The sequence below is a fragment of the Kluyvera sp. STS39-E genome, assembly GCF_040932435.1.
In the GTDB taxonomy this organism is placed as follows: domain Bacteria; phylum Pseudomonadota; class Gammaproteobacteria; order Enterobacterales; family Enterobacteriaceae; genus Kluyvera.
Genome location: NZ_JBFQGA010000002.1, coordinates 583,413 through 596,164, shown reverse-complemented (window position 1 = coordinate 596,164; position 12,752 = coordinate 583,413). Strand labels below are relative to the sequence as shown.

General features: G+C 51.7%; 13 protein-coding genes. 8 read left to right on the top strand and 5 right to left on the bottom strand.

The window, feature by feature from the left end; all coding sequences use genetic code 11:
* Nucleotides 1–81: 81 nt before the first annotated feature.
* The 4 genes from AB4K05_RS06330 to AB4K05_RS06315 all read right to left on the bottom strand — a co-directional run bounded on the left by AB4K05_RS06330 (nt 82) and on the right by AB4K05_RS06315 (nt 4,278).
* Entirely contained in the window at nt 82–468 is a 387-nt protein-coding gene (locus tag AB4K05_RS06330; RefSeq protein ID WP_368479131.1) for a hypothetical protein, read from the bottom strand.
* A 769-nt stretch (nt 469–1,237) separates the two neighbouring features.
* The gene (locus AB4K05_RS06325; protein ID WP_368479130.1) at nt 1,238–2,227 is read right to left on the bottom strand and encodes an aldo/keto reductase; all 990 of its coding nucleotides are present in this window, start codon (nt 2,225–2,227) and stop codon (nt 1,238–1,240) included.
* A 25-nt stretch (nt 2,228–2,252) separates the two neighbouring features.
* Nucleotides 2,253–3,104 (bottom strand): aldo/keto reductase, encoded by an 852-nt coding sequence (locus tag AB4K05_RS06320; protein ID WP_368479129.1) that lies wholly within the window; start codon nt 3,102–3,104, stop codon nt 2,253–2,255.
* A 271-nt stretch (nt 3,105–3,375) separates the two neighbouring features.
* Nucleotides 3,376–4,278, bottom strand: coding sequence for a LysR family transcriptional regulator (locus AB4K05_RS06315; RefSeq protein WP_368479128.1), 903 nt, complete (start codon nt 4,276–4,278; stop codon nt 3,376–3,378).
* Between the two features lie 139 nt (nt 4,279–4,417).
* On the opposite strand from AB4K05_RS06315, the gene AB4K05_RS06310 reads away from it, so the two are divergent.
* From AB4K05_RS06310 to AB4K05_RS06295, 4 genes are read left to right on the top strand one after another with little or no spacing between them, the layout of a single operon-like run.
* Nucleotides 4,418–4,993, top strand: coding sequence for an NAD(P)H-dependent oxidoreductase (locus tag AB4K05_RS06310; RefSeq protein ID WP_368479127.1), 576 nt, complete (start codon nt 4,418–4,420; stop codon nt 4,991–4,993).
* A 15-nt stretch (nt 4,994–5,008) separates the two neighbouring features.
* Entirely contained in the window at nt 5,009–5,287 is a 279-nt protein-coding gene (locus AB4K05_RS06305; RefSeq protein WP_368479126.1) for a YciI family protein, read from the top strand.
* A 22-nt stretch (nt 5,288–5,309) separates the two neighbouring features.
* Nucleotides 5,310–6,338, top strand: a complete 1,029-nt coding sequence (locus AB4K05_RS06300) for an aldo/keto reductase (protein ID WP_368479125.1) — start codon at nt 5,310–5,312, stop codon at nt 6,336–6,338.
* Nucleotides 6,339–6,368: 30 nt separating this feature from the next.
* The gene (locus AB4K05_RS06295) at nt 6,369–7,097 is read left to right on the top strand and encodes a putative quinol monooxygenase (RefSeq protein ID WP_368479124.1); all 729 of its coding nucleotides are present in this window, start codon (nt 6,369–6,371) and stop codon (nt 7,095–7,097) included.
* A gap of 13 nt (nt 7,098–7,110) precedes the next feature.
* Here AB4K05_RS06295 and AB4K05_RS06290 read toward each other — a convergent pair whose 3' ends face one another.
* Entirely contained in the window at nt 7,111–8,064 is a 954-nt protein-coding gene (locus tag AB4K05_RS06290; protein WP_368479123.1) for a hypothetical protein, read from the bottom strand.
* A 374-nt stretch (nt 8,065–8,438) separates the two neighbouring features.
* Between AB4K05_RS06290 and AB4K05_RS06285 the strand changes: the two genes are divergently transcribed.
* Genes AB4K05_RS06285 through AB4K05_RS06270 form a run of 4 tightly spaced genes read left to right on the top strand, consistent with a single transcriptional unit; the run spans nt 8,439 to nt 12,751 of the window.
* Nucleotides 8,439–9,551, top strand: a complete 1,113-nt coding sequence (locus AB4K05_RS06285) for a BamA/TamA family outer membrane protein (RefSeq protein ID WP_368479122.1) — start codon at nt 8,439–8,441, stop codon at nt 9,549–9,551.
* Nucleotides 9,552–9,579: 28 nt separating this feature from the next.
* Entirely contained in the window at nt 9,580–10,518 is a 939-nt protein-coding gene (locus AB4K05_RS06280; RefSeq protein ID WP_368479121.1) for a hypothetical protein, read from the top strand.
* Nucleotides 10,518–11,648 carry a BamA/TamA family outer membrane protein gene (locus AB4K05_RS06275; protein ID WP_368479120.1) on the top strand — a complete coding sequence of 377 codons (1,131 nt, stop codon included), beginning with the start codon at nt 10,518–10,520 and terminating at the stop codon, nt 11,646–11,648. Before AB4K05_RS06280 ends, AB4K05_RS06275 begins: the two co-directional genes overlap by 1 nt.
* Nucleotides 11,648–12,751: a DUF4056 domain-containing protein gene (locus tag AB4K05_RS06270; protein WP_368479119.1), complete on the top strand. Its 1,104-nt coding sequence runs from the start codon at nt 11,648–11,650 to the stop codon at nt 12,749–12,751. The genes AB4K05_RS06275 and AB4K05_RS06270 overlap by 1 nt, the downstream gene beginning before the upstream one ends.
* Nucleotide 12,752: the final 1 nt, after the last annotated feature.

The window sequence follows — 12,752 nt, the reverse complement described above, 5'->3', positions numbered from 1 at the left end:
TGTACCCTTTAACACTTGCTGCCCACCCCGTTCACAACAGGGGGGTATTGCGTATTGCTATTATTGAATGAGATCAGGCCGTTAAATTTTACTGACGGCCTGCATCTTTTTTCTTATTTCAACAAAGGTCTGGCTTTTCACACGCTCGCAGATCATATTGAGCTTATCGTTGAGTGTGAAAGTAATAAGTTCTTTGGGGTCGTTTTCCATTAATAGCTGGTTATTTTTGTAATAATCATAATTTCGATTAATTTCATCAAACTGCGTTTTATATAAGTTAAATGCGTCATAATTTAACTTGCGCAGAAGGTCAAAATTATCAACGCATTGCTTGCCTTCAGCTTTAGCCGCAAGGGCTGAACTGTTCGCTGGCGTTGACTCTTTTTTTGCCTGCAACGTGCTGCAGGCAGAAAGCAAAGGTATCACGCACAGCAATGCTGCTAACTTTGACGGTAATGTAATAGCCAAGATGGTTTCCTTATTTTCCCAGAGATCCAATGATGGATAATTTGTATTGATATTTTGACGATAGATATCGGAGTGCTTTAATTAAAACGAATAGGATATTTCCTTGCCCCTGTTGTATCTGGGGAGTTAGTTGAATTTAAACATGATAAAAAACAAAATTGTTAATTGTTTATTCCGATCGAAAAGCGGATAAGGCATCGGTATCATCAATCATTACTGCCTTATCGATCGGTGTAAGCGATGCAATACTGGGGTATTGTTAATTTTGGTGTGTAAATGTTGCTTTGTATGGTGTGTTTTTAAAGGTGGGTTTGTTTGTCTGAAATAAAATGCCAGGTTATGCGGTAAGAGGGGGCTATATCATGTGATATAAGGATTATTAAGAAGCGCAATACTCTGCGGAATATGTGAATTAAATGTTGGTAGAGGTTCAACTATTTTACAATTGCGGGTCACGGCCCGATCTATTTGCCGGATGAGAGAGGGATAATCCTATAAATGCTGTTTGTATGGTTATTCTGGTCGGATGAGATTGCACTTAATTTGCCGGAACATGGCGTAACGTAAATGTGATGCTTGTCGCTTTTTTACGCGTGAAATAAGCAACATGGATTTGTCCTAGCTGAGGCTCTCTTTGAACAATCTTTCGTGTGTAGAGTGAGCCCCAGACGCTGGGAATAGAAAAACGTTGTCGACTGCAAGAGGCTGGCGGATGACATTTTTGCGAGGGAGTTGCGGGTTCGCTACTCTTCGGGAACCCGCTTAATCCTTAACGGCCCACGCGCGCTTGATGCTCGGGCGAATAACGCTCGCCGACGATTTTAATCGTTTCAAGTGCCTGGGTTATCTGCCGTGAGTCATCCTGCGAAAGAATGATGTCGGCAGCCCCTAGGTTTTCTTCCAGACGATGTCGTTTGGTAGTCCCAGGAATAGGCACAATCCACGGCTTTTGTGCCAGCAGCCATGCCAGCGCGATTTGTGCAGACGTCACGCCTTTCCCAGCCGCCAGTTCACCCAGCAATGAGACCAGCTTTTCATTCGCTTCAATTGCCTGTTCGGCGAATCTCGGCACCTGGCTTCGGTAATCATCTTTCCCAAAAGTGGTTCCTGGCTTAATAGACCCCGTCAGGAAGCCTTTACCTAATGGGCTGAAGGGCACGAAGCCAATGCCCAGTTCCTCCAGCAATGGCAGGATCTCCTGCTCAGGCTCGCGCCACCACATGGAATATTCGCTTTGCAGCGCAGTGACCGGCTGTACAGCATGCGCCCGACGAATGGTCTGCGCACCCGCTTCGGACAGGCCGAAATGTTTGACTTTGCCTTCAGCGATCAGGTCTTTCACCGTTCCCGCTACATCTTCAATCGGGACATCCGGGTCGACACGGTGTTGATACAGCAGGTCAATGACATCCGTCTTAAGACGGCGTAATGACCCTTCCACCGCTTCACGGATATGCTCTGGACGGCTGTTTAAAATCTGCTGCTTGTTCTCTGCACCGAAGGTAAAACCAAATTTGGTGGCGATAACCACACGGTCACGAAACGGTTTTAAGGCCTCACCGACAACCTCTTCATTAAGAAAGGGGCCATACACTTCTGCGGTATCGAAGAAGGTGACGCCACGTTCAACCGCGGCGCGAATGAGCTCGATAGCTTGGCGAGTATCGGTCGCCGGACCGTAACCGTGGCTTAAGCCCATGCAACCGAGCCCAAGTACAGAGACTTCGAGTCCGGATTTACCCAAATAACGTTTTTGCATTGAATGAATACCTCTTTTATTCGACTCAAACATCAAGTTTGCGGCCAGTCAGCCATTCCACCATCGCTGGGTCGCGGTGAGAGAAGAAGGCGCTGGTGGCGGTATCGAGCGCGGCAATTTGCAACATATCTTCGGAGCTGAGTTCAAAATCGAGAATGTTGATGTTCTCTTCCATGCGTTCTTTGCGCACCGATTTAGCCAGTGAAACGATGCCTCGTTGGAAGATCCAACGCAGCACAACCTGGCCCACGCTCTTGTCGTACTTTTGACCCATTGCCGTTAACACGGGATGCTGGAATAGACCATTTTTGCCCTCAGCAAACGGTGCCCAGGCTTCTGGCTGAATTCCATGGCTTTGATTCCACAGCACGGCCTGCAACTGCTGATTGAAGGGGTTAACCTCAATCTGGTTGACCGCCGGGGCCACTTTGTTGAAGGCCATAAGGTCGGCCAATCGGTCGGGATGGAAGTTGCTGACGCCAATGGCGCGAATTTTGCCTGCCTGCTGCAGTTCTTCCATCGCACGCCATGCCCCATGGACATCGCCGTAAGGCTGGTGAATCAGATACAGGTCGACGTAATCAAGTTGCAGCCGATTCAAAGAGCGTTCGAACTGCGCTTTGGCGCCTTCGTAATGGGTGTCCTGTAGCCAAAGTTTGGTCGTTACAAAGAGCTCGTCACGAGCAATGCCGGTCTGTTTCAGTGCGTTCCCAACCTGGCTTTCATTCTGGTAAGACGCGGCGGTATCGATCAGGCGGTAACCCGTATCGATGGCGTCAATCACGGCTCTTTCGCACTCTGCTGCATCCGTCATCTGGAAGACGCCGAAGCCCAAAAGGGGCATTTCAATACCGTTGTTTAGTTTTACAGTTTGCATGACGTTATCCTTCAACTGTGGTGTTGCAAAAGCATAACGCAAAGTGATTTATTCGATTAGATGGGGTAATTCGCTAGGGTTTATTAGATGTATTCATCAATCTGCAGGGAGGCTGACGGGCCTTGAATGGGGGCCAGAAAGTTCACAAATAATGGATGGGATTGAACAACGTCGTCGCTGTTATCACGGCCTCTGAGTTATTGAAACTCTCTATTTCTCATAACGGCTTGGCTAAGCAGGCTGGAATAACAATGACTTTCATCGGCATTTTTCATCGTGTTTTGGTTTTCATGATTAAAAAATCAATCAGCACGTTGACGCGTTTTGCACGGCCGGTGCTTTTCAAATAGTAGAGATAAACCGGTGGATAGGTCTTCCAGTAAGGCATCATTACTGGGATAAATTGCTCTTTATCGGGCTGCAATTCATATACCGGCTCAAACATTCGTCCAATTCCCAGACCGCTGCGTATTCCGTCAGCCATGACATCAATATCATTGCTTATAAGCTGTCCTGGCATCTCAACGGTTAATTGCTCACCTTTATCTTCCAGCATCAAAGGGAGGATGCGGTTATTGGTAATAAAGCGATAGCCGATGAGTTGATGCTGATGTAAATCCGTTGGTAGTTCGGGCACACCATGTTTTGCCAGATAACTCGCTGATGCATACAGACCTTCACGAAACGGTTTCATTAATTGGCGTGCCACCACGCTCTCTTCCAAGATATCGCCAAAACGAATCCCCAAATCAAAACGTTCATCGATCATATTTACGGTTCCGTCATAAACCGATATCTCAAGCTGTATTCCCGGGTAGTTCAGGCAAAACTCCGCCATAAATGGCTTCAGAATAAGCAGGTATGCAAAGCGCGATAGCGTAATTCTGACCAGTCCGGAGGGCTCCTGATTCAGATCTTTGATGCCTTCTACCGCATGTTCCAGCGATGCGGCAGCCAGCGACGTCTGCTGAAATAATTGTTCCCCGGCATCCGTCAGTTCAATGCGCCGCGTAGTGCGCACAAAAAGAGGGTGACCGATATGCCGCTCGAGAAGTTTAAGCGCCTTGCTGACTGAAGGCGGCGTTATCTCAAGTTTCCTGGCCGCTGCGGTGATACTGCCTTCACGGACGATGCTCTGGAAGATACGGATTTGGTTGTACATCGCATTGTTCATGGCGTTATCCAGCGCAGAAAAGAGAACTTAATTATTAGCCTATGGCTAAAAGTGTGTGAGCTATTGCTGCTCTAAAAACAGAATTACGGTTGTTTATACTCACTTCCAGTTAAACAAACCACCGTTAAGGAAGCCAAAAATGCAAAATGTACTGATTATTTCGGGTCATCCGAATCTTAAGGAGTCCATTGGCAATGCCACTATTCTGGGTGACGTGACGAAAACGCTGCCCGAGGCTGAAATCCGCTTTCTTGATGCGCTGTATCCTGACTACCAAATCAATATCGCGCAGGAGCAGGAAGCCTTACTCAAAGCCGATGTTATCGTCTGGCAATTTCCTTTCTCCTGGTATTCGGTGCCAGGGCTAATGAAGCTATGGATTGATAAGGTTTTTGTTCACGGTTTTGCCCATGGTTCGAGCGCAAAACTGGGGGGCAAAAAGCTGATTGTTTCCTTTACCGCCGGAGCACCAGAAGGGCTGTATTCACCTGAAGGGTTGTTCGGCCACGACATTGGGCACTACCTAGCGCAGTTTGAAACTACCGCGTTGCTGTGCAATCTGGATTTACAGGCTCCGATTTACACATGTGGGATCAGCTACGCGGGGCGTGACGAAGCCAAAGTCCGGGAACAGAAAGCAATGGCTAAAGAACACGCCGCGCGACTGATTGCAGCAATTAAAGACGCTGCACCTGCTTTAAAAATGGCAGTCTAAAAACGGGGGCAGAAAATGTATCTCATCAATATTGAAGTCAATAAAGATATCTCTCCTGAGCAGCATGACGCGCTTTTTGCACAGCATGTCAGCTGGTTTCAGCGCTATTTCGATGCAGGTAAGTTTGTGCTTATTGGCCCCTATGCGGATCGCGAAAGAGCAGGGGTGATTATTGCTCGGACTGAAAGCCGGGAGGAGTTAGACGCTATTTTAAAAGAAGACGTCTATTTCCCTAATTCCGCTAAGTATGAAATTCGTGAATTTATCCCGAAAATGTTGGGGAACTGGCAATAAAAGATTTAGCGAGGAGAAAACTATGCAGTATGTAAACCTGGGGCGAAGTGGCCTGAAAGTCTCAAAACTGTGTCTGGGATGCATGAGCTATGGCGAGCCAGAACGTCTTCCTCAGCCATGGTCGCTTGATGAAAGCGCTTCAAGGCCGCTGATTCGCCAAGCACTTGAGGCTGGCATCAATTTCTTTGATACGGCTAACATTTATTCCGGTGGCAGCTCGGAGGACATTGTGGGGCGGGTGCTACGCGATATGGCGTACCGTGATGAAATCGTCGTCGCGACCAAGGCATTTTTCCCATGGCGTAACTCGCCAAACACCGGTTTTTTATCGCGAAAATCGTTGTTTCAGTCCATTGATGACAGCCTAATCCGATTGGGCATGGATTATGTGGATCTGTATCAGATTCACCGTTTTGATCATGGCACACCGGTTGAAGAAACCATGGAAGCGCTCCACGATTTGGTGAAAGCAGGGAAAATTCGCTATATCGGTGCCTCTTCAATGGAAGCTTGGCGTTTTGCGAAGATGCAGCATGTTGCCGAGCGTAATGGCTGGACGCGCTTTGTCTCTATGCAACCACAATATAATTTACTGTATCGGGAAGAAGAGCGGGAAATGCTGCCGTTATGTGAGGATCAGGGCGTGGGTGTGATTCCTTGGAGTCCAATGGCGCGCGGCAGACTGACTCGCGACTGGAATGAAACCACAACCCGAACGCAAAATGACGCTTTTGCACTGAAAATGTATGAAAATGCCGCTCAGCAGGACCGTAAAGTGGTTGAAGTCGTGGCACAGATGGCCGTTGGGCGAAACGTTCCTCGTGCGCATATTGCGCTTGCATGGCTGCTGTCTAAATCTGCTGTCACCGCACCTATCATCGGCGCCACAAAAGCAGAGCATCTTTCAACCGCAGTGGAAGCTCTTAACCTGACATTATCGGCAGAGGAAATTGCCTCGCTGGAGGCTCCGTACGTTCCTCATGTTGTTGATGGCATCATTCCACCGCTGCCTGAAAGCGCGGCACGACTCTCACCCTTGCGAATCAACTAGGGGCGAGTGCGACAACAAGCGAGGTTACTGATGAAAGCTGGGATTTCGTTATCACTTTTGTTGGCCATGAGCTCTTCAGCCAGCGCGTTGGGGCAAAAGGCCACTGTTCCGCCCGTGTTCAATATTTTTGAGCTCGTCATTAAGCAAGATAAATACAGCGCATACGACAGCCTAGCGGAAAAGAATATTACGGCTTCAGTAACCGGTGAACCTGGCACGCTGGCGATGTATTCAGCCAACAAAACGGCGAGCCCGTCAGTTGCGTATGTATTTGAAATTTATGCTGACAGCGATGCTTACCAACAGCACCTGAACTCAACGAGCTACAAAGAATTTTTGCGCAATTCAGCTGATATTCTGCAAACGAGCCAACAGCGTAGGATAGATGTCATTCCACAATTTTTGGCAGATAAACAGATTGCCCAAAGCGATAAAACAATCAATAACTTTGTCATCGTTGAGGTGAAACCCGCGTTTAGGCAGGCTTTTTGCGATATCGTTTTGCCCGAAATGGCGCAGTCTATAAAGGTGGAGGAAGGCGTTCAGGCAATGTATGCCGCTATTGATAAGGCTAACCCTAATCGCTGGTATTTCTATGAAATATACGCCAGCGAAGAGGCGTATCAGGCGCACCGTCTAACCCCTCATTTTAAAGAATACATTGCGCAGACGGCAGAAATGACGACTTATAAAGAAGCCATTGCGATACGGCCAGGCATGCTTAAGAATAAAGGCGGTCTGATGTATGAAATTAAGTGAATGCCTTCGGTGCTCAGAAGCTCATGGCTAAACCAATTCCATAACCGTAAGTATTATTGCCAAACATATAGCGTGCCACCACGCGGGTGCGGGTGATAAATACCGGGTATTTACTGCTGTCGATCTCCAAGCCAATGCCGATAGAGCTGAGGCTATTAAACCCTAGCCCTCCGCGCTGCTGGCCAAGGTATTCCGTGTGCGCGCCTTCCAGAACGTAACGCACTGGGCTTTTTAATAACTGCCAGTCGAAAATGGGCGCGCGACGCCGCAGGTAAATACCCAGATTTTGCATGCTGGACTGGCCGTCAATGGCGTGCGATGTATTGCCAAAGGTTTGCAAATTCATCGCGGAATAACGCAGTTCGACGTCAATGTCCTGCGGCTGGCTGATTAGCTCGTAATCCAGCATCAGAGAACCGCCCGCGCCCCAGGCATTCAGCCTGCCGCCATCCAGAAACTGGTAATCGGCGTTACGACGAAACTCGACCGCCTTTGCGCCAAGTCTGATATCGCTGGCCATCGTGCCCAGCATGAAGTTGGCGATGGGGCGCAGCACCCATTTTCCCCCCGCGTTGTCCTGGTAAAGCGGGAAATCCCATCCCACGCCGCCCGTAGCCGTCAGGCTGTTCCATCGAGTGGGTATGCGTCGGCTCTCTTCCCCTTGGCTCACCAGAAACTGCGGGTCATAGCGGCTGTAACCCAATGCGCCCTCGAGATAAATCGGCACGCTGTCGCTAAGCGTCGCGCCGCCGCCAAACTGGGTCAATGACAGGGCGTTTTTCTCATTTTCTCCCGAGCCAATATTCAGGTCGCTGGCGGTGACATCGGGGACCACCATATAGCTCATGAGCGCCAACACGGCATCCGCACGCTGTTTAATGAGCTGGCTCTCGGCCGCACTGCTGGCGGGAACATACCACGAGCAGGCTATCAGCACGGATAACCCAAAGGATTTTGCTGCAATCATAGAGACGACTAACCTCCGCGATCGCTAGGGGGATAGATACACTATACGTTATGCCGCCATCCCACGAAGGTGCAGTGGAACAAAATAGCGAATGGCGTGATTCATAACGGCGTTCGCGAAAAAAACAGCCTAGATGCGGGCATTTCCGCGCCGCAGGGGATGTCGATTCGCCTCTGAGCATACTTGAAGAAGCGTCAGGGTGGTCTATGCTCAAATGCATAGCCGGCCTGAATGCTGGTGCTATGAAAAATAACAATAATTTTGGCACTGCGGGGGCTGGTATGACACGTTTGCAGCTCATTATTTTCGCGTATTACCTCTGTTTATTCGCCTTCTCTTCCTTTGCCTCCTGCCATGCTTGGCGGAGGTAAAAGATGAAGTGGCTGAGCCTGCTTTGCCTACTGTGTAGTTCCGCTGCTAGCGCCGAACTTATCGACCCGGAAGACGGTATGGTCGATATGAGCGAGTATTTGCAGGACAACCGCTACGGCTTTATGCCGATCCCAATGGTAATCACCGAACCGGCGGTAGGTTACGGCGGTGGGCTGTTCGGCCTGTTTCTGCACGGCAAAGGCCATCAGGTGGAAGGGCGTTTTATACCGCCCGCCCTCAGCGCCTTTGGCGGCGGGGGCACACAAAACGGCACCTGGTTTGTCGGCGGCGGGCATCGCCATACCTGGCAGGATGACCGCATCCGCTATTTGGTCGCCGGGGGCTATGCCAATATCAATCTCGATATTTATTCCGGCGACATTGCCGGTTTTGGCAACAACAAAGCCATCAATACTGAAACGCGCGGCTACGGTGGGATGCAGCGGTTGCAGTTTCGTGTCGGCGACAGCCCGGTACTGCTTGGTGTCTCGCAGTTCTGGGCCAGTATGGATATTTCCGCGCCCAACAATCCACTGGTGGACCGCGCTTGGAAGCGACTGCTTGGCGAAAATAGCACCTCGTCGGCATTGGGCGTGATTGCTGAATATGACTCCACCGACAACTTCTTCTGGCCCCAGCGCGGTGTCTCGCTGACCGGGCAATACCAGTTTTACGGTCACACCTTTGGCGGCGACTACCGCTACGACATGTTGACTCTCGACGGCAAAATTTTCCTGCCGCTCAACCCGACGTGGACACTGTCGCTGGCGACAAACTACCAGTCTCTGTCTCATAAAGACGCCCACCTGCCGCCGATGGCAAGCCCGTACATCCAGCTGCGCGGCATCTCCCGTTACCGCTATCAGGGCGATGTGGTGAGCACCGTACAGACGCAGCTGGCCTGGCAAATTACGCCGCGCTGGATTCTCCAAGGATTTATCGGCGCGGGGAGCGCCGAAGACAGCGCCAGCGACCTATATAAACAGGCGGAAGTAGCGTGGGGCAGCGGTTTTCGCTACCTGATCGCCCGCGAATACGGGCTGCATACGGGAATCGACGTAGCTTTCAGCGATAATGAACAGGCGGTCTATTTCAACGTTGGCTCTGGCCTGTAATGGCGATGCCACACCATGAGGAAGGGGAATGAAAGGACGTAACGCGATACTCACACTAGCGCTTTTATCGGGCACCGCTCTGGCGGAAGAGGTGCCAGATCGCACCTTTCCCATCTGGGGCAACGAGGCCAGGGCGCGCGGTTACGACATTCCGTTGCCGTTCGGCGTCAATCTCAGCTATATGAATATGCGGCAAAATATCGACGTCGACAGCATCAGCTTCTCGGGGCTGGCGTTGGGTAATCACCTTATCCCGTCAGATATGTTTAACATCGACGCCGGAAAAACCCGCCAGCAGAGTAAAACGGAAAACCTGCGCCTCGATATGTGGGTATTCCCGTTTCTCAATATTTACGGGCTGGTTGGGCACACGCGCGGCTCGTCCGTCTCGAACGTTTCCGTTGACGCCGACCCTTCTCGCTACAGCGGTATCGATAAAATTATTGCCTCGTCGGTGCATCGGCTAAATCAGCGCGGCGATTTGCAGGACATTGATTTCGCCCTCGACTTCAAAGGCACCACCTGGGGCACCGGCATTACCCTCGCGGGCGGCTACAAGAACTGGTTTGCTCTAGTGGACACCAACTACACCCGCACCGATTTTGACATTCTCGACGGCAAAATATCCGCCCTTACCGTGTCGCCACGCGTGGGCTATCGGTTCAGTTTTCAAGGCCCGCAAGGGCCGTCAACCCTCAGCGTTTGGCTCGGCAGCATGTACCAGAACGTGCAGCAGGAGTTTAGAGGCAGCCTCGCGGATCTCCATATGCCCGCTGAACTACAGCCGCTGATCAGCGCCGTCAATCAGGATAATAACGGGCGCTTCGACGTTAAACAGAAGCTCTCTGCGCCGTGGAATATGCTGCTCGGCACCCAGTACGCGATAACGCCGCATTTTAACGTGCTGACCGAATTTGGCTTCAACGAGCGCAACAGCTTCTTCGTGGCCGGAGAGTACCGGTTTTGATGTATAGCCGACGATTGTTGCTCGCCTCGCTATTGCTTTGCACATCGCCCGCGCTCAAGGCGATGACACTGGATGAAAAAACGGTGGATGACTTTCTCGCCACGCTGGGGGCGGATAACCAGTACAGTCCGCAAAAGGGCATCGACTGGAGTGTGTTGCCGGGGCCGTTTTACACCCCGGAACTGCGGCTCGGCATGGGAATGGCGGTGGCGGGGCTGTATCGCGTCGATCCGGCAGATACCGCCACGCAAAACTCATCGGTCTCGTTTACCGGCTATGTCAGCACCAGCGGCGCTTTAGGGCTGGGGCTGAGCAACTACACTTTTTTCACCGACGATAATTGGCGGCTGTTTATTGACGCCACCCTCGCTAAAGTCCCGACCGGCTTCTGGGGCATTGGCTACGACGCCGCCCAGGGCAATGAACAGAAGTACACCAACAACTCCTTACGGCTGCACCCGATGCTGCTGCGAAAAGTGGCGGATAATTTCTATCTGGGCGCGGGCTGGGATTTTTCCCAGATGCGTGCGGGCATCGACAACGCCAGTCCGGACGACACTTTTTCCCGCTATCATGCAACGTCCTCGCCGTTGGCGTCCGGCGCGTCGGTGAGCGTCAATTACGATTCTCGCGATGCCATCACCCGACCGCAGCGTGGTCAGTTTTTTAAGGCCGAGTACAGTTGGTTTGATCCCGCGGTCGGCTCGGACAGCCACTTCACCGCCACGGAACTGCAATATGATTATTACCATCCGCTCAATGAAAAAAGCGTGCTGGCGTTCGACCTGTGGGGGCGATTTACCTCCGGAGATGTGCCGTGGGACCGGCTCTCAATGGCTGGCGATGACCGCCGCCTACGCGGTTACTATCAGGGACGCTACCGGGATAAAGACGTGGTCAGTGGACAGGTGGAGTATCGCCGCAAGCTCAACTGGCGACATGGCTATGTCCTATGGCTGGGGGCGGGCGCGCTGGCCGATAGCGTGGGCAATCTGAGCCAGCACCCGCTGCTGCCTACGGCGGGCGTTGGCTATCGCTTTGAGGTGAAACCGGCAATGAACATTCGACTGGATCTGGGGTTTGGTAAAGAGAGTGCCGGGTTTTATTTTCAGGTGGCGGAGGCGTTCTGATGAAAAAATGGCTGTTACTGTTTTGGCTGGTGGGCGCGGCGCATGCCGACGAAGGCGTTTTAGTGCCGCCTAAAGTGAACCATGCATCGCCCGTCGTCAGCCATTTGCCGCCGCCGGAGTCGCTGCGACCGTGCTGCGCATTTGGCTACAATCTCAATGTGCGAGCGATAGGCGTGCCCATTCCGGTATATCAGATTGGCAACGTCCTGAGCATTGATACCCTCGGCCGCCATCATTACAACGACAGCGCGCTAGGCGCGGTGAAAAATATCGTCGGCCTAAGCGATGAGAAAAACGGTCTGGTCTACACCCGGCGCGGCGGCTTTATCGATATCGCCCATGTGCGCGACACCGCCGATAACACCTTCTTTATTTTCAGCCGTATTTTGCCAACGCTGGGCCAGAGCGGGCGCTATTTTTACTCGGAAGAACTGGGCGTGCGCCGCCTTCAGCTGCACGCGTTTACCCCGCCGGCGAATCTGGCGCAGCGCTATACTCTGGCGGCGTGGCTGGCAGGGGATCTGGCCTTTCAACTGGCCCAGTGGCATGAAATCGCTCAGTGGTACGGTTTTGAATCCGTTCCCGGTTTTTCAGAAGAAATCTCAGCATTTTCGCCGGAAGATCTCTACTCCAACCTGCTGGGCGCGCGGCTGGCAATCAACGTCATCCTCGCCGGTCACGGGCACAGTATCGAAAGCTATAATGCGGCGATGGAAAAGGCGCTTAAAGCGGCGCTGTTGCAATTGGGCGTCGCCACGCGCAGCGAAACGGAGCGCAAATTCCGCGAGACGGACGGCGACTGGTGGAACAGCCAGCGCCGTGTCCCGGACAAATTTCTGGTGCTAAAACGCAACTATTATCTCGGCAAAAATCGCCTGCCGACGCCCGTACCTTATGAGAAAACCGCGCCTTATCAACTGACCCTGCCCGCCGTGGTCGGTGGTTATCAGCTTTCTCGTTTGGGTGAATTGCAAATTTATCCCGGCAGCGCGATGCAATCCCTACCGCCGCCCAAAAACTATTACAGCCCATCGCAATTTCAGGCGCTGGCGGAGAGCGCAGAAGCGGCAGATAAGAATCAACTGATGCGGATGCAGAAATAAC